We start from the raw sequence: 20,015 nt of genomic DNA, 5'->3' as shown, positions 1-20,015 counted from the left end.
TTTCGGGCAAATTCACAAACAGTTTAAATTAAATAAGATGAAGAAATTTTTTGTTTTTATTATAGCCATCGTATTTTTTGCGTGCGGTCAGCAGAAAAAGGGGTTTGAAATTACGGTGAAACTCGATGGGGGAGAAGGCCAGGTTTTATTGGAAAAAAGAGGTGCTTCTCAGTGGATTCCGGTAGATACCGCTGACATTGTGGACGGCACTGCTGTTTTGAAAGGAGAAGTAACGATGCCCGAAGATTTTTATTTGTCGGTTGTGGGGCAGCGGGGCAAAACAATTGTTTTTGTAGAAAATGCTGAAATAACAGTTTCCGGAGACGCTACAGACCTGGAACAGGTAGAAGTGGTTGGTTCAAAAACACACGACGAATACAATCAGGTAACCAGCAAGATAAAAAAGATTGGCGAAGAGTATATGAAATTGTACGAGCAGGCTCGTGAAGCTGCGGGCGCTGGAGACTCTGCCAAAGCAAATCAGTTGATGACACAGGTGCGCGAGATGTATGACAGCGCCAATTCTATTCAGTCTGATTTTGTGAAAAATAACCCCGCATCTTTTGCCACTCCGTATTTCCTTTCGCGGGTTCAGTACGAAATGGACGTAGAGGAACTGGATGAACTGGTAAATGGGCTTGATCCGAAGTTAATGGAAGTTCCGTCGGTTAAAACACTGAAAGAACGTATAGCGAAACTGAAAACCGTTGCCGTTGGCCAGATTGCTCCCGATTTTACAATGAATGATGCCGATGGAAATCCGATTAAATTTTCGGATGTATATAAACAAAATGAATATACATTGCTCGACTTCTGGGCATCGTGGTGTGGGCCGTGCCGGTCAGAAAATCCGAATATTGTAGCTGTTTTTAACGATTATAAAGACAAAGGATTTAGCGTGTTTGGCGTTTCTCTCGATCGCGACAAAGACGCCTGGTTAAAAGCAATTGAAGATGACCAGCTAACCTGGCAGCATGTGTCTGACCTGGCATACTGGAGCAATGCCGCCGCACAAATGTATGCAGTAAACTCAATCCCGTCAAGCTTAATTGTTGACAAAAACGGAAAGATTATTGCAAAAAATAAACGCGACGAAGAATTGCGGAAAACCGTTTCAGAATTGCTCGATTAAACGCAATTTTGTGAAAAATGATTAGTTCGGGATAGATGATTGATTATTCTATCTGATAAAAGAAATGAGGGCCTTGCAACATTAGTGCGAAGCCCTCATTTTTTGTTCCGGATGTTTCTTCTGCATTGGATTTTTTATTTTTATACCTGAAAAATGCAAAATTATTTTGGCGAAATAGCGGGTTTGCTTACTGCGGTTTTCTGGACCGTAACCAGCATGGCTTTTGAGTCTGCCGGTAAAAAGGTAGGGTCGCTGGCCGTAAATCTTATCCGGCTGGTTATGGCTTTCTTTTTTATCGGAATTTACAGTTGGATTGCCAGAGGGTTTTTCTTCCCTTCTGATGCCACTGCATTTCAATGGCAATGGCTGGTGCTTTCCGGTATTGTGGGGTTTGTAATCGGAGATTTGTTGCTGTTTCAGGCATTTGTGGTAATTGGCGCCCGCATTTCAATGCTGGTAATGTCTTTGGCTCCTCCTTTTGCCGCGTTTGTCGGGTGGCTTGTTTTGGGCGAAGTACTCACCTTAAAAAATTGGCTGGGCATGGCAGTCACCCTTGCCGGTATTGTGATTGTAATTTTGAAACGGGAAAAAACTGAACATAACGGCTCGGTTGTCCGGAAAATAAAATCCGGCTACTCGGCTACCGGAATTTTGCTTGCCGTTGGAGGCGCAATGGGGCAGGCTGCCGGGCTGGTTTTAAGTAAAAAAGGAATGGGAAGCTACGATGCTTTTTCTGCTTCGCAAATTAGAGTGCTGGCAGGCATCGCCGGTTTTTCTGTACTTTTCTTTTTTATGAAACGCTGGCCCCGTGTTTGGAGTGCATTAAAAAATCGTCCGGCCATGAACCGCATTACTTTAGGCGCATTTTTCGGACCGTTCCTGGGGGTGTCTTTTTCGTTATTGGCTGTGCAACATACCGAAACCGGAGTTGCCGCAACGCTGATGGCAATTGTTCCGGTGCTCATTATTTTGCCTTCGGTTGTAATTTTTAAAGAAAAGGTAAACTGGAAAGAAGTTTTTGGCGCTGTGATTACCGTAACAGGAGTGGCGTTGTTCTTTTTGTGAAAATCAAATTGTTTGTTTTCAGGTTGTTAAAAGGAGTGCTTTTGCCGGAAATTCACCTTTGTTCAGTTTGTTTTTGTGCTGTTAGTTTAAATATTGACGAAGCTCCGATAATTTCATTTGTCGGTCCATGGAAAAGCTGGGGCTTTCGCGGTCTACTTTCTCAAGCAGAAAGTAAGCCTTCCTGAAAAAATCAAGTTTTCGTTCTGCTTCTTCGGCTAGTTCGCCCTGTTCTTTCAGAACAAAAGCAATCATCTCCAGGTGGTTGGTTGAAAACTTTCTTTCGGTCGTCAGGTAGTTTAGTAAAGATTCAATGTCTTTTTTCTGAAAATCATTTTGAAGATTGAGGCAACTGAAAAAGTAGCTGATTTGTTCTTCGGCCTCTTTTTTCTTCCCTTTTCTTCTGAAATTGATTGCCTTTTCAATCACTTCAAAGAGCATCATCAGTTGTCGCATCAGGTAATCCCGTTCTATCCCCATCTTTTTATTAAGTTTTGTGTTTAAATTTAACGTTTAATTTGAAGTAAGAAAAAGATGAGTACCAGCAATATTTTTTTTGATGATTTTTACAGTTTTAGCGACGACCTGGAAGAGGGAAAGGATTTTTACATGGAAAATGGCTACCGGGTAATGACAGCCGGCTTTTTAACACGGCGTGGATACTGTTGTGCCAACGGATGCAGGCATTGTCCGTACTGGCCGAAAGCACAGAAAGGAAATACCAGGCTGAGACAGGAGTAATCCCTGTTTTTGGGCATAATTTGCTTCGAAAAAGCAATGTTTAGCCACGAAAGTCTCCGTTTATCAGCCCGAATGCTTATTTTTGTTGAAAACTATTATCAATGGCAGGAAAAGATCTTCGGATAGTATTTATGGGAACCCCGGGTTTTGCCGTGGCCAGTTTAAAGGCTCTGGTTGAAAACGGTTATAACGTGGTTGGCGTAATTACGGCTCCTGACAAACCTGCCGGAAGAGGGAAAAAACTAACCGAGTCGGACGTAAAAAAATATGCCGTAGAAAAGGGGCTGACGGTTCTTCAGCCGGAGAAACTGAAAAATCCGGATTTTCTGGAAGAATTGAAATCGCTTAAAGCCGACTTGCAGGTAGTAGTTGCTTTTCGCATGCTCCCTGAGGCGGTGTGGAATATGCCGCGGCTGGGTACATTTAATTTGCATGCATCGTTGCTTCCGCAATATCGGGGGGCTGCGCCGCTAAATTGGGCTATTATTAATGGCGAATCAAAAACGGGCGTTACCACTTTTCTGCTCGACCATGAAATTGATACCGGTAAAATAATTTTCAGGCGCGAAACCGAAATTGGAGAGAACGACAATGTGGGCGACATTCATGATCGGCTAATGGAAACAGGTGCTGCCCTGGTTTTGGAAACGGTTGATGTTTTGGCATCGGGTACTATTAAGCCCATCCCACAGAAAGAACTTATTTCGGGCGGGGAAGTAAAACATGCGCCAAAAATATTTAAAGAAGATTGCAAAATTGATTGGTTGAAAGATGCAGAAACTGTCCGAAACCTGATTCGGGGTTTGTCACCTTATCCGGCAGCGTGGGCAAATCTTGTGCACAGCGAAACCGGTCGTACTATTTCGTGCAAAATATTTTCTGCCCAGTCTGTTATTGCTGATGAAACTGCGGCTCCGGGAACCATCGATTCCGATGATGAGACTTACCTGAATGTTGCCTGCGGAAGTGGCTGGCTGGAAATTACCGATCTGCAGTTGTCCGGGAAAAAGCGTATGGATGCTGCTGCCTTTTTACGCGGATTCCGACAGGTTTACGATTTTCGGTTCGAATAAAAATCATTTTAAATTACACTTCTGTCAGCCTGTCAGAATGTTTGTCATTTTGTTTTTCTTGTTGTAATTCAGTGTTTTGTGTTTTGTTGGGCGTCTGTTTTGAGACTTCCGGGTGAAATTTTGTCCTTTTCTGTCGGGGAAAAGACCTCCATTTCTATTTGGTACAAAATGTGATTGAGCACTGTGTCGATTTTTGAAAAAAATGTTTAATAATAAAACGAGTAAAAACAATGGCAGAACTAAAAGGTAAAATTCTGGCAGGAAAAATCCTGGTTCAACCCCAGGAAGCCGAAGAAAAAACGCAAAGCGGGATTATTATTCCCGATTCAGCAAAAGAAAAACCACAGCAAGGAACAGTAGTTTTAGTCGGAGCAGACAAAAAAGATGAGCCCATGGAAATTAAAGTGGGCGACGTAGTGGTTTACGGCAAATATTCAGGTACCGAGTTGCACATCGACGGGGTAGACTATTTGCTGATGTCGCAAACCGACGTATTGTACATTGCTTAATTTAAAATCAAAAAAAGTAAATAGAAATGGCAAAAGAGATTAAATTCAACATTGATGCCCGGGATAAACTGAAATCAGGTGTAGATCAATTAGCTGATGCAGTAAAAGTTACGTTGGGACCTAAAGGGCGTAATGTAGTTATTGAAAAGAAATTTGGTGCACCTCAAATTACAAAAGACGGTGTTACAGTTGCAAAAGAAATTGAACTTCCTTGCGCATACGAAAACCTGGGCGCACAAATGGTTAAAGAAGTGGCTTCGAAAACCGGCGACGATGCAGGTGACGGAACAACTACCGCAACCGTTTTGGCTCAGTCAATTATTGCTGTTGGATTGAAAAACGTTACTGCCGGTGCAAACCCAATGGATTTGAAACGCGGTATCGATAAAGCAGTTGCAGCAGTTGTAAAAAGCCTTTCAGAACAAGCTCACACTATTGGTGACGACTACAAAAAAATTGAGTCGGTAGCAAAAGTTTCTGCTAACAACGACGAAACTATTGGTGCTTTAATTGCTGAAGCAATGCAGAAAGTACAAAAAGAAGGTGTTATTACCATTGAAGAATCAAAAGGTACCGATACTTACGTTGACGTAGTAGAAGGTATGCAGTTCGACCGTGGTTATATTTCTCCTTACTTTGTAACCGACGCTGAAAAAATGGCTGCTGAGCTCGAAAATCCTTACATTCTTATTTACGATAAGAAAATCAGCACCATGAAAGATCTGCTTCCTGTTCTGGAACAAACTGCACAGGCAGGTCGTCCGTTGATGATTATTTCTGAAGATGTTGATGGTGAAGCTTTGGCCACTTTGGTAGTTAACCGTTTGCGTGGTTCACTGAAAGTATGCGCTGTTAAAGCTCCTGGTTTTGGCGATCGCCGGAAAGAAATGTTGGAAGACATTGCAATTCTGACTGGCGGCACAGTAATTACCGAAGAAAAAGGAATGAAACTGGAACAAGCTACTCTTGATATGCTTGGACAGGCTGAAAAAATTACTGTTGACAAAGAAAATACTACTGTTGTTAACGGTTCTGGAGAACAAGATTCCATTAAAGCACGTGTTGCTCAGATTAAAAAACAGATCGAAACAACAACTTCTGATTACGACCGCGAAAAATTGCAGGAACGTTTGGCTAAACTGGCCGGTGGTGTTGCTGTTATTTATGTTGGCGCAGTTTCAGAAGTAGAAATGAAAGAAAAGAAAGACCGTGTTGACGATGCATTGAGCGCAACAAGGGCTGCTGTTGAAGAAGGAATTGTTCCTGGTGGTGGTGTTGCTTACCTGCGTACAATCCCTGTTCTTGACGAACTGAAAGGCGAAAACGAAGACGAACAAACTGGTATCGAAATCGTAAAACGCGCAATCGAAGAACCACTTCGTCAGATTGTTGCCAATGCTGGTAAAGAAGGTGCTGTTGTTGTACAGAAAGTTCGCGAAGCTAAAGGCGATTTCGGATACAATGCTCGTACCGATAAGTACGAAGACCTTTACGAAACAGGTGTTATCGACCCGGCTAAAGTAACTCGTGTTGCTTTGGAAAACGCAGCTTCTATTGCTGGAATGTTGCTTACAACTGAAACAGTAATCGTTGAAGAAAAAGAAGATAATCCTCCAATGCCTGCTGGCGGTGCTCCCGGAATGGGTGGCATGGGCGGCATGATGTAAGAGATTGTCGATAGAATATTAAGAAGCCTTTCCTTTTTGGGAGAGGCTTTTTTTTGTCATCCTAAATCCTGACGATTGTCAGACCCTGTTATTTAACATCTTTCTTTGTTTTTCAATTGGTTGTTTGTCAGTATTTTGTGGAGGTGATTGTTCTGGCTGCCCTTTCTGTTTTATATGATTAAGTTGGCTAACTTTACTACACATTTTTAAAACCATTAAGGAAATGAAAACAAGCATAAATGAGTTTATTGCAGGTCTGGAGCAAAGGACTCCCGGCGAGAACGAATTCCATCAGGCGGTAGAAGAAGTAATAGGCTCTGTTTGGGATTTTTACATGCAAAACCCCAGATATCAAAAAGCCAATATTCTGGGACGGATGGTTGAACCTGAGCGGATAATTATGTTTCGTGTACCCTGGGTTGACGACCGTGGCGAAGTGCAGGTGAACCGCGGATACCGGGTTGAATTTAATTCTGCCCTCGGACCATACAAAGGCGGTTTGCGTTTTCATGCAAGTGTTACATTAAGTATCCTTAAGTTTTTAGGATTTGAGCAAACGTTTAAAAACAGCCTTACCACACTGCCCATGGGCGGGGGAAAAGGTGGTTCTGATTTTAGTCCGAAAGGAAAATCTGACGGCGAGATTATGAGGTTTTGCCAGTCGTTTATGACCGAGCTTTACCGACACATTGGCCCGAATGTAGATGTTCCGGCAGGTGATATTGGCGTTGGCGGTCGCGAAATCGGGTACCTGTTTGGTCAGTACAAACGCCTGAAAAATGAATTTACCGGAGTGCTTACCGGGAAAGGTCTTGCCTGGGGAGGAAGTCTTATTCGCCCGGAAGCAACAGGTTTTGGTGCTGTTTATTTTGTTCAGCACATGCTGAAACAGTTAAAAATGGATATTGACGGATTAACAGTTGGTGTGTCCGGTTTCGGCAATGTGGCCTGGGGGGCAATCACCAAATTAAACGAACTCGGTGGTAAAGTAGTTACCATCTCAGGCCCCGACGGCTACGTTTACGATGCCAATGGAATAAAAGGAGAAAAGGTTGATTATCTGCTGGAACTGAGGGCTTCAAATAACGACATTGTAGAACCTTACGCGCGCGAATTCGGAGCTGAGTTTGTTGCAGGGAAACGTCCCTGGGAAGTTCCGGTAAATGTTGCCATGCCGTGTGCTACCGAAAACGAAGTTGGTTTGGATGATGCTAAAAACCTGGCAAAGAATGGAGCCTATCTGCTGGCCGAAGTATCGAATATGGGATGCACAACCGAAGCAGCCGAGTATCTGTCAGAAAATATAGTTTACGCTCCCGGAAAAGCAGTTAACGCCGGGGGAGTTGCTGTATCAGGACTGGAAATGTCCCAAAACAGCATGCGAATCAGTTGGCCTCGCGAAGAAGTTGATGCACGGTTGAAAGTCATTATGGAAAACATACATGAAACTTGTGTTAATTATGGAAAAAGGTCAGGTAACGTTAACAAAACAGATTACATAAAAGGAGCTAATGTTGGCGGTTTTGTTAAAGTTGCCGACGCCATGCTGGCACAGGGAGTCGTCTGATTTGTTGTTTGTCAGCAATTTATAAATAAGTGTTTTGTCCCGAAAATTTAATCTATTGATAAAATAGAAAATTATAATAGGACAAAACACTTTTCTACATTTGTCAAATTTTTGGATTTTTGACATGCTGATTGATACACACGCACATATCTATTCGGAAGATTTCTTGCACGATATTGACGATGTTCTGCAAAGGGCTTACGATAATGATGTGAAAAAAGTAATTCTTCCGAATATCGATTCAGGTTCGGTAAAAAGGTTGTTGGATCTGACCGATGCTTATCCTCACCTGTGTTTTCCATTGATGGGATTACATCCTACTTCTGTTGCTTCTGATTATAAAGAGGAATTGGAAGCGGTGGAATATTGGCTCGAAAAACGAAAATTTTACGGAATAGGGGAAATCGGGATCGATTTACACTGGGATCGTACCTATTTAAAAGAGCAACAGGATGTTTTTCGTTATCAGATAAAACTGGCAAAGTCAAAAAAACTGCCAATAATTGTTCATGTAAGGGAATCTTTTGACGAAGTATTACCTATTGTAAAAGAAGAGCAGGATGGCAGCCTCAGAGGGATATTTCACTGCTTTTCAGGAACCGAAGAGGAAGCAAAACAGGTAATAGATTTGGGCTTTCTACTGGGAATTGGAGGTGTTGTAACTTTTAAAAACAGCGAGTTGCCCGAAACGTTGAAAGGTGTCGCCCTAAATAATCTGGTTATTGAAACGGATTCTCCATATCTCACTCCTGTGCCTAAAAGAGGCAAACGTAACGAAAGTTCGTATCTTGTTTATGTTGCGCAGGCGTTGGCCAGAATTTACGATGTTTCGGTAAACGATGTTGCTGAAATTACTACAGAAAATGCACGAAAACTGTTTGGGATTTAATAATTTGCATTGTTAATTTCCTTAACCCATGACAAAAACAGAACAACGAAAACCTTCCATATTAATAATTTACACCGGTGGAACAATCGGAATGGTTCAGCATTCCCTTAACGGAACGCTGGCTCCTGTAAAGTTTGATCAGATTAAGGAAGAGGTACCCGAGCTGAATAAGTTTAACTACAATATAAAAACAATCACATTCAGGCCGGCTCTGGATTCGTCAAACATCACCCCGGCGATTTGGACGAAAATTGCAAAAACCATCGAAAAAAATTACAACCAGTTTGATGGTTTTGTGGTTTTGCACGGAACCGACACAATGGCGTACACGGCATCGGCGCTCAGTTATATGTTTGAGAACCTGGATAAGCCAATTATTCTCACCGGTTCGCAGCTTCCTATCGGAACATTACGAACAGACGGAAAAGAGAATCTGATCACTTCAGTGGAAATTGCAGCGGCACAGGAGAATGGCCGCAGTTTAGTGCCCGAAGTATGTGTCTATTTCGATTTTAAACTCTATCGCGGAAATCGTACCGTAAAACGCGATGCCGATCAGTTTAGTGCTTTTCAATCGGTAAATTACCCTGAGCTGGCAGTTGCCGGAGTCGATATCCGGTTTAGAAAAGAGTTTATTCACTATCCCGAAAACAAGGGAATTCTTAAAATAAATACACGGTTTGATGACCATGTGGTTATTTTACGAATTTTTCCGGGAATCAATCAAAAGGTTTTCAATGCGATTTTTTCAATCCCCGGGTTAAAAGGCATTGTTCTGGAAACATTTGGAACAGGAAATGTCCCCACATCGCGCTGGTTAATCAATTGCATCCGAAAGGCAATTAAGAATGGGGTTGTTGTATTAAATGTAACTCAATGCGAAGGTGGGCGTGTTTCTATGGGGCAATACGAAACAAGTCTTGAGTTGTTAAAAGCGGGTGTGGTTTCCGGGAAAGACATGACAACGGAAGCTGCAATTACCAAACTTATGTTTTTATTGGGGCAGGAGCTTTCTGCCGAACAGGTAGAACTATACCTGAACAAAAATCTGTGTGGCGAAATAAGCGATTAGCTGTATTGTTTTCGTAAATTTTTATTACTTTCGGCACTTCATTCTGGCATGCCAGAAGACATGGAGAGGTGCAGGAGTGGCTTATCTGGCACGCCTGGAAAGCGTGTGTACTGCAAAACGGTACCGGGGGTTCGAATCCCCCCCTCTCCGCACGGTAGAACGGGTTGAGTTGTTCTGATATATTCTGAAGGAGAAAACACTATTTTTATTGGTTCTTTGGTTCTGTTTCTGTCAGAAGGAATTGATTATTCGCAATTCAGGAGAAATTGAAAATTGTATAGTCGTTGATGGGTATTCTGTACGCAAAAAAAGAAAGAGTTCTTTTATTTGTATTGACAATTATCTTTTCTGTCAGATGTAAAATTCATACTGAAATGCCGGGGGAATTGGAGAAAATTTTTAATTTGTGAATTTTCTGCTTCCTTATTTTTAAGAGAAAAAAGTTCATGAAAAATGTATATGCTGATAATTTTTTCAGTTATTATATTTGATTATTTCGTGGGAAAACGTGTTATTTGTTGTGGAAATTTAAGAATTTTATAAAAATTCAAATAAATCAAAAAATCTAGGAGATTATTAATTAAAAATTCAAATTAATTATGAAAAAACTATTCGCGTTAATGGCATTATCTGGAATGCTGTTTTTTACGGCACCAAATGCTGTAGTTGCCCAGGATGAAGCAGCTGCACCGGCTGCTCAGCAAGAGCAGGTAGATTTGACAGCCGATCCGGTAGAAGAAGCGGCAGCTGCTGCAGAACAAGGACAATCGTTGCACAGCCAGTTGAAACAAAAGTTTATTGAAGGTGGTCCAATGTTCATGTCATTCGTATTAATCGCTTTAATATTGGGTTTGGCATTTGCAATTGAAAGAGTACTTTACCTGAACCTCGCTACCAGCAATACAAAAAAATTACTGGCTAATGTTGAACAGGCACTGGAAAGTGGCGGTGTTGAAGCAGCAAAAGATGTTTGCCGTAAAACCCGTGGCCCTGTTGCAAGTATTTTTTACCAGGGGCTCGACCGTTTTGATCACGGAATTGAAGTTGTTGAAAAATCAATCATCTCTTACGGTGGTGTTCAGGCTGGGTTGCTTGAAAAAGGCTTAAGCTGGATTGCACTGTTTATTGCACTTGCACCTATGCTTGGTTTCATGGGAACTGTAATTGGTATGATTGGCGCATTCGACGCTATCGAAGTTGCAGGTGACATTTCTCCGACCTTGGTTGCCGGTGGTATTAAAGTGGCTTTGATTACTACTGTATCAGGTCTTTTGGTTGCAATTATTCTTCAGATTTTTTACAACTATTGTATCGCTAAAATTGACGGTATCGTTAACAATATGGAAGATGCTTCCATCTCATTGTTGGATATGCTGGTTAAATACGAATTGAAAAAATAAGAAAGCCCCATGGAAAAAGTAGGAAAAATAGTTACCATATTGTTATGGGTCCTGCTCATTGTTTCGGCGGTTCTTATTGTTTCTATGATGGTAAACATCAGCGAGAATGAAGCTGACCCGACAATGGGAAGTTGGATAAACTCCAACTTGGTTTGGTCCTATATACTTTTATTGATTGGTGGGGGAATTGCTGTTATTGCAGCGATATTTAACATGGCTTCCGATATTAAGGCAGCCAAAAAAGGGTTGATGTCAATTCTGTTTTTAGGAATTGTTGCCCTTGTGTCATATCTTCTCGCATCAGACGCAATACCCCAGTTTGTAGGAGTACAAAAGTTTATTAACGACGGAACATTGACTACGCAAGTAGCGAAATTGGTCGATGCAGGTTTATATGCTACATACATATTGCTTGGCTTGGCTGTTTTGTCAATCTTGCTTTCGTCTGTAACCCGTTTATTTAAGTAATTTAATTCGTGGTAAAAAACAGGAAAGATTATTATGGCTAGAAAAGTACCTGAAATACCGGCAGCGTCTTTAGCAGATATTGCATTTATGCTGCTTATCTTTTTCCTGGTAACAACCACGATGGACGTTGACAGCGGTTTGGAAAGAAGACTTCCGCAATGGGTTGATCCGGAAACATTGCAAGATGACCAGCAGATTAAAGAACGTAACGTTTTTGTTGTGTTGGTAAACCGGAATAACGACTTATTGGTGGAAGGCGAATATGCCAATATTGATAATTTGCGTGAAAGGGCTAAAGAGTTTATGGCAAATCCATATAACGATGAAGCTCTTCCGGAAAAAGAACCAAAGGAAGTTCCGTATTTTGGTGAAGTGATGGTTACAAAAGGAGTTATTTCTTTGCGTAACGACTTAGACACCCAATATGGTACTTATATCGCTGTTCAAAACGAACTGGTTGCTGCCATTAACGAGTTGAGAGATGAGTTATCGCGTCAGGAATTTGGAAAGGATTATAAAGATTTAGATTCTGACCAGCAAAATGCCGTACGTGATATTTATCCGTCGAGAATCTCTGAAGCTGAACCTAAAAAGGTAGGAGGAAAATAGTTATGAGTAAATTTAGAAAAAAAGGAGAAAAAGAGCTTCCTCCAATTTCTACAGCTTCGTTGCCTGATATCGTTTTTATGTTGTTGTTCTTCTTTATGGTTAGTACAACAATGCGTGAAGTTACCTATATGGTTCATATCGGACTTCCGAAGGCGACAGAACTTAGCAAACTTGAGAAGAAGTCTCTGGTAAGTTATATTTATGTTGGAGAACCTTTGCTCCAATATCAAAAAACTTTCGGGGTTGCTCCCCGTATCCAGTTGAACGATCAGTTTGCAAATGTTGCTGATATACAGGATTACGTTATCGCTGAAAGAGAAGCAAGAAACGAAGCCGAAAGGCCGATGATGATTACTTCTTTGAAAGTGGATGAAAATACCAAGATGGGTATTGTTAGTGATATAAAACAGGAATTGCGTAAATCTGCAGCATTGCATATTAATTATTCTTCTAGGAAGAAGTAGATTGTAATTCTAATAGATATAAAAAAAAGCTGTTTCGTTTCGAAGCAGCTTTTTTTTTGTCTCATTTCTCCAGTTGATTTTCAACTTGTTCAACTCCGGACAGATGATCTTTTAGTGTTTTTTGTATGTCGGCAATTATCTCCGGATGGTTTTCTGCAATGTTGTATTTTTCGGAAGGATCGATATTTACATTGTAGAGTAGTGGTATTTCATGTATTGTTGGTGTTTTTGTCGGCGCTGTTGGCGGATTGGTAATCGGATGGGCAGTTTGACTTCCGTATTCATTTTGGGTGATAAAGTGCGCTTTGTAATTTCCCTTGCGGATGGCATAAACTTTTTGGCCGCGATAGTAAAATACAACGTCTCGTTCGCCTTCTCCGGTTCCAAATAGCAGAGGCGAAATATCGTATCCGTCATAAATTCTATCGGTCGGAAGTTTTGTCCCCGAGAGTTTGCAGAATGTCGGAAGCAAATCCATAGTAGTGCCCATTTCCATCACTACGCCTGATTGCAGTTTTCCCGGCCAGCTGAAAATAGTCGGCTCACGCATGCCGCCTTCAAAAGTTCCGCCTTTTGCTCCGCGTAGTAAACCCGCTGTTCCGCCGTGGGTTTTGTACGTGTGCCATGGGCCGTTGTCTGATGTAAATACCACCAGTGTGTTTTCGTCCAGTCCTTCTTCTTTAAGAGCGGCCAGAATTTGGCCTACCGACCAGTCAATTTCTTCGATTACGTCGCCATAAATTCCAGCCAGCGAAGTGTCTTTAAACTCTTCCGCACGAAAAAGCGGGATGTGTGGCAAGTTATGAGCAAGATAGATGAAGAAAGGGGCACCTTTCATTTTTTTTATTGCAGTAACTGTTTCTTCTGTGTAGCGTTTGGTCAGGGTTCTCTGGTCTGTCGGACGTTCAATAATTTCCTCGTCTCGCATGAGTGGCACATTGTAAGCCTGGTATCGTTCTGTTTCAGCAAGTGTAAAATAGTCGGTGCGTTCTACTCTGTCCATGTCGTTGGAGTAGGGGATGCCAAAGTAGCTGTCAAAACCATGGTCGGTTGGCAGATACGGCGACTGGTGTCCCAAATGCCATTTTCCGATGGCAGCGGTCTGGTATCCGTTATTTTTGAGGAGTCTGGCAATTGTTAGCTCACTTTGGGGTAATCCGCCGTTGGAGTCAGGAAACAGAACCCTTCTTTTGTCGCTGCACATACCGGAACGTACAGGAAGCCTTCCCGTGAGCAGACCTGCGCGGCTTGGTGTACAAACCGATGCTGCCACGTAAAAGTTTGTCCACTTTTGACCCTCGACTGCCATTTTATCGAGGTTAGGCGTTTTTATGGTAGGATGACCAAAAATACCCAAATCACCATAACCGAGGTCATCAGCAAAAATGATGATAAAATTTGGGCGGGGTGAAGTTTTTTCTTCTGAATTTAGAGTGCCGGCTTTTAGCCCGGGAACAAATAAAAACGAAAAGAAAGCTATCAGAACAAGGGAGCTAATAGACTGATTTGCAAATTGCATAAGTACTGTTTTTTAGTGAAAGCAGCTGTTTGTAAATATTGGAAGACGCTCTGGTGATGAACTGCGTTGGTTGGAAATATTGTGTTTTTTGTCTTCAAAACGAGTGGATTCCATTTCTAATGAATAGAAGATGGAATCCACATAAAAAAGGTTTATCTACGGTTTCGATGCGCCAAATAGGCATCGAGGTATTTTTTGTTCAGCTCGTCGCTGTCGCCATAATATTCCCTGAGTTCTTCCAGCTTTTTGTGCAGCATCTCTTGCACGTCAGCATAGGCCGGATCATCGTATATGCTTTTCATTTCCATCGGGTCGGTTTGCAAATCGTACATCTCCCATTCGTCAATATCATAATAAAAATGCATGAGTTTGTACCGCTCGGTAGCAACACCGTAGTGGCGTTTTACCATATGTACCGACGGGTATTCGTAGTACGTGTAATAAACGGCATCGCGCCATTGATCTGTTTCTCCGGATACCAGTTTTCGGAACGATTCTCCCTGCATTTCTTCCGGAATTTCAACCTCGGCATAGTCAAGAAAAGTGGGCGCAAAATCAAGGTTCTGAACCAGTTTGTCGATTTTTGTTCCCGGTTTTATTTCCTTCGGATAACGCATTAACAAAGGTGTACGGAATGATTCTTCGTACATGAAACGTTTGTCGAACCAGCCGTGCTCGCCCAGGTAAAATCCCTGGTCCGAAGTGTAAACAACAATTGTGTTTTCGGCAAGGCCGGCCTGTTCTAAATAGTCGAGTACTTCACCAACTCCGTCGTCAACCGACTTTATGGTGCGCAGGTAATCTTTTATGTAGCGGTTGTATTTCCAGAGGGCAATTTCTTTGTGCGACAGGCTTTTGTATTTAGCTTTAAACGCTTCGTTTTTAGGAGTGTAAGCAGCCAGCCACTCTTCGCGTTGTTTCGGGGTAAAACGTTTGAGGTCGTTAATAAACCCGGTGCTGTCGCCGTTTGGGTCTACAATCATTTTGAAATCGTGTCCCCACCGCGCATGGCCGTCAATCTGCATTTCCTGCTCTTTGGCAGCCGTTCCGCGCCCCTCGTAATCGTCGAAAAAGTTGGCAGGCGGCTCAAATGTAACATCATCGTAGAGTGTTAAATATTTGGGCGCTGGTTTCCAATTCCGGTGAGGCGCTTTCTGATGGTAAAGTAAGCAGAACGGTTTGTTGGGATCGCGTTCGTTCTTCAGCCAGTTGAGGGCTGTTTCTGTGATTATTTCCGTGCAGTAGCCTTCTTTTCTTACCGTTTTCCCGTCAATCAGAAAATCGGGGTTGTAGTAATGTCCCTGCCCGGGAAGTACCATCGAAAAATCAAATCCCTGAGGAATGCCATCGAGGTGTATTTTGCCAATCATTGCCGTTTGGTAACCGTTGGCCTGCATGAGCTTGGGAAAGTTTGGCTGATCCCAGTTAAACGGCTGCGCATTGTCCACTTTCCCGTTAACAAAACTGTGCTTTCCGGTGAGCAAAACTGCCCGGCTGGGGGCACAAATGGAGTTGGTGACTGTAGCCCTGGTAAAGATGGCGCCTTCGTCGGCCAGCCTGTCGATATTAGGCGTTTCGTTTAATCCGTGCCCATACGCACTGATGGCCTGGTAGGCGTGGTCGTCGCTCATAATGTACAAGATGTTGGGCCTCTGAGCTTCCTGTTTCTGTGGCGCACAGCCCAAAATGCCGGCAGCTGCAATAATGAGGACAATGGAATTGAAAAAAAATCGGTTCATGTTATTGATATTATATAAGTTGATAACTTTTCTGAAATTACAAGTTTACAAAAAAACAACAGAACGGCTAAAATTGAAAAGCAAATTATTCCATTAAATAGATTGTTTTTTACTGCTTCTCCTTCCGAATGGTCGTCTGTTTGTTAATCATATTAGGATCGATTTCAGTGGGTGAATGCAAACTGCCGCTTTTTGTGTTTCCTCTCAGTCTCAAATTGTGGGTAGGCGAGTTGATGGAGAAAACATAGCCTCTACCTTTCGTTCCGTTGTTTTCTATTGTGTTGTTAACAACGTATTTCGGTGCGGTGCGTTGGATTCTCTCTCATTTCGCAGGTGAAGCCCGTCGCTGCTATTTGCCATTTGCGTCCTATGCACTTTTTGCATTTTTCATATGGGGGGAGGAAAGTTGAGAAATGTAAAACGTAGAAGATGTTCAATTAATTATAGATATTTTTGTTTTTTCTATTGTGAGTCGGATCAAAATGACAGACGCTCTCCTGTCCATCTGTCAAATTTATCTGGCGTTGGATTTTCTGGAATTTTATCACCAAATTTTAAGCTCCAGTTGTCAAGTAATTTTCGCATCCCATTCAATTCTTTTTCATATTTCGGGTTGCCTGCCAAATTATAAAATTGATACGGGTCATTTTTAACATCGTATAACTCCTCAGCATTTCGTGGTTCAATAAAGCAGTCTAAATGATGTTCTGCCAGCTCACCGGCTTCATATAATCTAATCATTTCCCGATAGGTCATACTATTCACAGCGTCGGCAGGAGGAGAAGCATTGAATTGGGGAAAAGCATTCCTAATATATAAATAGTTTTTATTTCGAATAGCACGTTCATGAGCCTGATAATCGTGCCAATTGTGTTCAGCCGCAATGTAGTTTCGAACGCTTTCAGAATAGTTTTTTAAAATTGGCAAAAAGGAAATCCCCTGATAGGTTTCTGAAATGCCTGCACCCGCCAATTCACACAAAGTGGGGGCAATATCGATGGAACTTATTAGTGCGTCTGAAGTTCCATTTTTTAGTTTTTTAGGCCAGCGAACGATGAATGGAGTTTTTATACCACTATCATATAATCGGGTTTTAGCCCGCGGAAACGGACTGCCATTATCACTCATGAAAAGTATCAGCGTATTTTCGTCAATACCTTGTTTCTTTAATTCACCCATTACCTGTCCAATATAACTATCCATACGTGCAATTTCATCATAATATAGTGCCAAATCTTTACGAGTTGAGTCGTTGTCCGGCAAATATGGAGGCACAATTACATCTTCCGGCTGATGGGGTTCCGAGATTGTGCCGAAAGCATATTCACGGTGAGGATCGAGTGCTGCAAGCCATAAGAAAAAAGGCTTGTTTTTAGGTCGGTTTTGAAGCGATTCAATCCAGTATTCGCAGCCACTGGGCGAGCCACCATAAATGGTGTCAAATTCTTTTCTTTTGGGGCCAATGTGATATTTCCCAGCTACTGCAGTATAATAACCTGCTTTTTGTAATTCTCCGGGAAACAAAAGCTGATCTTCAGGTAACGGCATATGCAGTTCCGATGCTCCGGTGCAATGCGGATAACGTCCGGTTAATATACTACTCCGGCTGGGGCTGCATGAGCTGGTTGTAAGGAAAGCATTAAAAAATACTACCCCTTCTTCGGCTAGATTATTAATGTTTGGAGTTTTAATATTGTGGTTACCATAAGGTCCACAATCATTCCAAGCGGCATCATCAGCAATAAACACAATGAAATTTGGAGGTTCATGCTGTTCCTTATTCGTTTCATTTTTACAACCCGACAAAAACAGGAATGAAAACAAAAATACAGACAAAATAAAGTATGACATTTTTATTGGTCTATTTGATTCTTTCCAGTTCTTTAAAGTCCAAAAATCAAAACAAAGCTTAACTGCACATAGCTTTGGGAGGCTTGCTTTTGTTTGAAGAAAAGTGAAGCCTCTGGCTTCATCAGTACTAGTATTCATGACTATTTTTCTTTTATAATCCATGTTCATGCATCTACATTTTTTTTTATTGCACCACGCATGTCTAATTTACCAAACATATAATTATTTTTAAAATTCATAAACAGAGGTAATTATAATTCTCTATAGACGATTGGATCAAGTTACTACTGTTTACATCTGGGAAATACGATCTTTCCCCAAAAAGAGTTAAGATAACTATGAAAGGCTTCTGTTTTTTTATTTAACCACCCTGCAAGTTAGGTCTAACTCTTTATTGTTTCACTCTAACCAGAGCGACCCAATCTTTCTCTTTTTCAATGGGAGGAAATCCTATGTTCATTTTTCCTGGAGATCTGAACGAGGAAACCGTCCCGGTCTGCAATTTGCCTCCGTGACGAGGGTCATACCAGTGAATTGAGTAGTCCTTTCCGGAACTATCCAGCTCAATCCGGGTCGGTATATTTCCTTTGGGCAAATAGACAACATACACTTCATCTTGTTTTGCCAGACAGTATGCTTCTTTGTTGTCAATTATTTCATCTGCCGATTCCATCTCACTGAAATGCAGGTAACGAGAGAAAAACTCTGTGGCAATTCGAGTCTGGTTCCACCAAAGATCACGACTGCGCAGGTCCTCGCACTCTAAATCATTATGTGGGTATTTGTAACCAAAATACCATTCTGCACCACCTGCTCCTGCCATTAAACTTCCCCACAACGCATAATGGCGAACCGTATCATGATTTGCATCAAATTCATCAGGCATAATTCCTTTATATGCCGGACCTAATTCGTCCAGATTGACAACCCATTGTTTTTCTGAATTAGAAGACAATTGAATAAAATGTCTAATTCTGCGATGAATTTTTCCCACTTCTCCTATTTGCATAGAGGGACCATCAAGTGCTTCAAAACCAACTAGTGGCAGCAAATATTTATCCTGAATAGAATCGTTCCAATGCGTATGCAAAACGATAAAACTTGAATATGGATTTATATGTTTCAAATAAGCTGCCATGCTTTTTCGTTGCTGGTCGGTTTGACCAATAGGTGTCCAATGGGCCGGTCCATTCTCCTCTCCTAAGTTCCAGGTAATAGCAAGGTGATGAGCAAAGCGGGCAACCATTTCTCTATAATAAAGCTTACGCTGGACTCCGGTTTGCCCGATATCAAGCAAACACTCATTCTCGGTTTCCTGTAAAACCAAATGAAGCATGATGCCTTGCTTTTCCATATGATCAAAAACAATTTCCCACTGATCGAGTTTGCTACAGTCAAAACGATAACGTTCGTTGTAATCTATCCATGGCCAGACGTCATTTCCATCTCCCTGAACATTTAACAAAAGCATGTATATAGAATTAACATCTTTAGAAGCAAGATAGTTAACAACCCCAATGATTCCTTTTCCATTGCTTTCTTTCCAAATTGGGTCTCCCTTTTTCCAGTCCTTAACGTGCGATGAATAGTAATGGCACTCCTCTTTAGGGTTTGCTTCACCTTCTCTCCACATTTCATTGGTTCCATACCTATAAGTTTGATCAAAATCAACAAAAGCCAAAAAATTTTCAGGACTATCAGCTCCATTCTTTATAAAAAACGAATCACGTCCTGCAAATTTTAAATAACGTTTACCTACATATTCGAGCCGACCGGTTCCTCTGAAATCAGGAGCCTTTTTGTCTGAGTCAACAATAACAAAGGAGCCTTTAAAACCATCAGGACCAACAGGTTTGCCGATGTGTAAATGGCTGCTCACAGCAATATCTTTTCCCTTTCGGAAAGAAATTGAATAATCCCATATTCCTACCTCATCAGGCCGGAAACGTACCATCCATTTGTTTCCTTCTTCAGCACTGGTTTCAGCTGCATCTCCATCGGCACAATAAAAACCGGGTACCTTATACCGTTTATTACCATTGCTGAAAGTCACTACCAATCTATAATTCAAAAAAGGATTGTCTTTAGCGAATTCTGCTGTTTCAGGACCGTCAATCAAAAGTGTAATTTTGTGCCATACTTTTTGCTCACCATGGATTTTAACCGATTGCATAGTTTGCCCTCTTCCTGAGCACAGCACCAACAATAAGGTAAAAAGAATCAAGATTTGTCTCATCAGAATATTGATTTTAC

18 protein-coding genes and 1 tRNA gene are annotated in these 20,015 nt (G+C 41.7%); 14 read left to right on the top strand and 5 right to left on the bottom strand.

Annotation, left to right across the window (positions count from 1 at the left end):
• Positions 1–37 precede the first annotated feature (37 nt).
• Together BUB08_RS09100 and BUB08_RS09095 are read left to right on the top strand one after the other, a co-directional pair.
• Positions 38–1,132 (top strand): TlpA disulfide reductase family protein, encoded by a 1,095-nt coding sequence (locus BUB08_RS09100; RefSeq protein WP_073001041.1) that lies wholly within the window; start codon positions 38–40, stop codon positions 1,130–1,132.
• A gap of 153 nt (positions 1,133–1,285) precedes the next feature.
• Positions 1,286–2,197, top strand: a complete 912-nt coding sequence (locus tag BUB08_RS09095; RefSeq protein WP_073001039.1) for a DMT family transporter — start codon at positions 1,286–1,288, stop codon at positions 2,195–2,197.
• 81 nt (positions 2,198–2,278) lie between these two features.
• Here the strand turns inward: BUB08_RS09095 and BUB08_RS09090 are convergent, their stop codons facing one another.
• Positions 2,279–2,674 carry a hypothetical protein gene (locus tag BUB08_RS09090; protein WP_073001038.1) on the bottom strand — a complete coding sequence of 132 codons (396 nt, stop codon included), beginning with the start codon at positions 2,672–2,674 and terminating at the stop codon, positions 2,279–2,281.
• Between the two features lie 54 nt (positions 2,675–2,728).
• Between BUB08_RS09090 and BUB08_RS09085 the strand changes: the two genes are divergently transcribed.
• The 12 genes from BUB08_RS09085 (at position 2,729) to BUB08_RS09025 (ending at position 12,653) form a co-directional block, all read left to right on the top strand.
• Positions 2,729–2,935 carry a C1orf53 family protein gene (locus BUB08_RS09085; protein WP_073001036.1) on the top strand — a complete coding sequence of 69 codons (207 nt, stop codon included), beginning with the start codon at positions 2,729–2,731 and terminating at the stop codon, positions 2,933–2,935.
• Between the two features lie 101 nt (positions 2,936–3,036).
• On the top strand, positions 3,037–4,008 hold the full coding sequence (gene fmt / locus BUB08_RS09080; protein ID WP_073001034.1) for a methionyl-tRNA formyltransferase: 972 nt from the start codon (positions 3,037–3,039) through the stop codon (positions 4,006–4,008).
• A gap of 230 nt (positions 4,009–4,238) precedes the next feature.
• Positions 4,239–4,517, top strand: a complete 279-nt coding sequence (locus BUB08_RS09070; RefSeq protein WP_073001030.1) for a co-chaperone GroES — start codon at positions 4,239–4,241, stop codon at positions 4,515–4,517.
• A 26-nt stretch (positions 4,518–4,543) separates the two neighbouring features.
• Complete coding sequence (gene groL / locus BUB08_RS09065) at positions 4,544–6,184, top strand: chaperonin GroEL (RefSeq protein ID WP_073001028.1); 1,641 nt, start codon at positions 4,544–4,546, stop codon at positions 6,182–6,184.
• 223 nt (positions 6,185–6,407) lie between these two features.
• Positions 6,408–7,751, top strand: coding sequence for an NADP-specific glutamate dehydrogenase (gene gdhA / locus BUB08_RS09060; RefSeq protein WP_073001026.1), 1,344 nt, complete (start codon positions 6,408–6,410; stop codon positions 7,749–7,751).
• Between the two features lie 124 nt (positions 7,752–7,875).
• A complete protein-coding gene (locus BUB08_RS09055) occupies positions 7,876–8,640 on the top strand; it encodes a TatD family hydrolase (protein WP_073001650.1) in 765 nt (254 codons plus the stop codon).
• Between the two features lie 28 nt (positions 8,641–8,668).
• Positions 8,669–9,712 carry an asparaginase gene (locus tag BUB08_RS09050; RefSeq protein ID WP_073001024.1) on the top strand — a complete coding sequence of 348 codons (1,044 nt, stop codon included), beginning with the start codon at positions 8,669–8,671 and terminating at the stop codon, positions 9,710–9,712.
• 62 nt (positions 9,713–9,774) lie between these two features.
• A tRNA-Ser gene (locus BUB08_RS09045) sits at positions 9,775–9,862 on the top strand.
• 449 nt (positions 9,863–10,311) lie between these two features.
• Entirely contained in the window at positions 10,312–11,112 is an 801-nt protein-coding gene (locus BUB08_RS09040) for a MotA/TolQ/ExbB proton channel family protein (RefSeq protein ID WP_073001022.1), read from the top strand.
• A gap of 9 nt (positions 11,113–11,121) precedes the next feature.
• Entirely contained in the window at positions 11,122–11,580 is a 459-nt protein-coding gene (locus BUB08_RS09035; protein WP_073001020.1) for a hypothetical protein, read from the top strand.
• A gap of 33 nt (positions 11,581–11,613) precedes the next feature.
• Positions 11,614–12,189 carry a biopolymer transporter ExbD gene (locus tag BUB08_RS09030; RefSeq protein WP_073001018.1) on the top strand — a complete coding sequence of 192 codons (576 nt, stop codon included), beginning with the start codon at positions 11,614–11,616 and terminating at the stop codon, positions 12,187–12,189.
• A 2-nt stretch (positions 12,190–12,191) separates the two neighbouring features.
• Entirely contained in the window at positions 12,192–12,653 is a 462-nt protein-coding gene (locus BUB08_RS09025; RefSeq protein ID WP_073001016.1) for an ExbD/TolR family protein, read from the top strand.
• A 61-nt stretch (positions 12,654–12,714) separates the two neighbouring features.
• On the opposite strand, the gene BUB08_RS09020 is transcribed toward BUB08_RS09025, so the two are convergent.
• From BUB08_RS09020 to BUB08_RS09005, 4 genes are all read right to left on the bottom strand, one after another.
• Complete coding sequence (locus tag BUB08_RS09020; protein ID WP_073001014.1) at positions 12,715–14,172, bottom strand: sulfatase family protein; 1,458 nt, start codon at positions 14,170–14,172, stop codon at positions 12,715–12,717.
• A gap of 152 nt (positions 14,173–14,324) precedes the next feature.
• On the bottom strand, positions 14,325–15,911 hold the full coding sequence (locus BUB08_RS09015; RefSeq protein ID WP_073001012.1) for a sulfatase family protein: 1,587 nt from the start codon (positions 15,909–15,911) through the stop codon (positions 14,325–14,327).
• 477 nt (positions 15,912–16,388) lie between these two features.
• Complete coding sequence (locus tag BUB08_RS09010; RefSeq protein ID WP_139249663.1) at positions 16,389–17,930, bottom strand: sulfatase family protein; 1,542 nt, start codon at positions 17,928–17,930, stop codon at positions 16,389–16,391.
• A 223-nt stretch (positions 17,931–18,153) separates the two neighbouring features.
• Positions 18,154–19,998 carry a DUF5060 domain-containing protein gene (locus BUB08_RS09005; protein ID WP_073001008.1) on the bottom strand — a complete coding sequence of 615 codons (1,845 nt, stop codon included), beginning with the start codon at positions 19,996–19,998 and terminating at the stop codon, positions 18,154–18,156.
• Positions 19,999–20,015: the final 17 nt, after the last annotated feature.

It is taken from the genome of Mariniphaga anaerophila, assembly GCF_900129025.1.
Classification (GTDB): domain Bacteria; phylum Bacteroidota; class Bacteroidia; order Bacteroidales; family Prolixibacteraceae; genus Mariniphaga; species Mariniphaga anaerophila.
Note: the sequence above shows the minus strand (reverse complement) of the source record. Positions and strands in the feature narration are given on the sequence as shown.

Bases quoted from the DNA above. Each gene is read 5' to 3' on its own strand.
- BUB08_RS09040 (WP_073001022.1), top strand. From the start codon at position 10,312: ATGAAAAAACTATTCGCGTTAATGGCATTATCTGGAATGCTGTTTTTT.
- BUB08_RS09035 (WP_073001020.1), top strand. From the start codon at position 11,122: ATGGAAAAAGTAGGAAAAATAGTTACCATATTGTTATGGGTCCTGCTC.
- BUB08_RS09090 (WP_073001038.1), bottom strand. From the start codon at position 2,674: ATGGGGATAGAACGGGATTACCTGATGCGACAACTGATGATGCTCTTT.
- BUB08_RS09005 (WP_073001008.1), bottom strand. From the start codon at position 19,998: ATGAGACAAATCTTGATTCTTTTTACCTTATTGTTGGTGCTGTGCTCA.
- BUB08_RS09025 (WP_073001016.1), top strand. From the start codon at position 12,192: ATGAGTAAATTTAGAAAAAAAGGAGAAAAAGAGCTTCCTCCAATTTCT.
- BUB08_RS09100 (WP_073001041.1), top strand. From the start codon at position 38: ATGAAGAAATTTTTTGTTTTTATTATAGCCATCGTATTTTTTGCGTGC.
- BUB08_RS09095 (WP_073001039.1), top strand. From the start codon at position 1,286: ATGCAAAATTATTTTGGCGAAATAGCGGGTTTGCTTACTGCGGTTTTC.
- BUB08_RS09010 (WP_139249663.1), bottom strand. From the start codon at position 17,930: ATGAACATGGATTATAAAAGAAAAATAGTCATGAATACTAGTACTGAT.
- gdhA (WP_073001026.1), top strand. From the start codon at position 6,408: ATGAAAACAAGCATAAATGAGTTTATTGCAGGTCTGGAGCAAAGGACT.
- BUB08_RS09070 (WP_073001030.1), top strand. From the start codon at position 4,239: ATGGCAGAACTAAAAGGTAAAATTCTGGCAGGAAAAATCCTGGTTCAA.
- BUB08_RS09020 (WP_073001014.1), bottom strand. From the start codon at position 14,172: ATGCAATTTGCAAATCAGTCTATTAGCTCCCTTGTTCTGATAGCTTTC.
- BUB08_RS09055 (WP_073001650.1), top strand. From the start codon at position 7,876: ATGCTGATTGATACACACGCACATATCTATTCGGAAGATTTCTTGCAC.
- groL (WP_073001028.1), top strand. From the start codon at position 4,544: ATGGCAAAAGAGATTAAATTCAACATTGATGCCCGGGATAAACTGAAA.
- BUB08_RS09030 (WP_073001018.1), top strand. From the start codon at position 11,614: ATGGCTAGAAAAGTACCTGAAATACCGGCAGCGTCTTTAGCAGATATT.
- BUB08_RS09015 (WP_073001012.1), bottom strand. From the start codon at position 15,911: ATGAACCGATTTTTTTTCAATTCCATTGTCCTCATTATTGCAGCTGCC.
- fmt (WP_073001034.1), top strand. From the start codon at position 3,037: ATGGCAGGAAAAGATCTTCGGATAGTATTTATGGGAACCCCGGGTTTT.
- BUB08_RS09085 (WP_073001036.1), top strand. From the start codon at position 2,729: ATGAGTACCAGCAATATTTTTTTTGATGATTTTTACAGTTTTAGCGAC.
- BUB08_RS09050 (WP_073001024.1), top strand. From the start codon at position 8,669: ATGACAAAAACAGAACAACGAAAACCTTCCATATTAATAATTTACACC.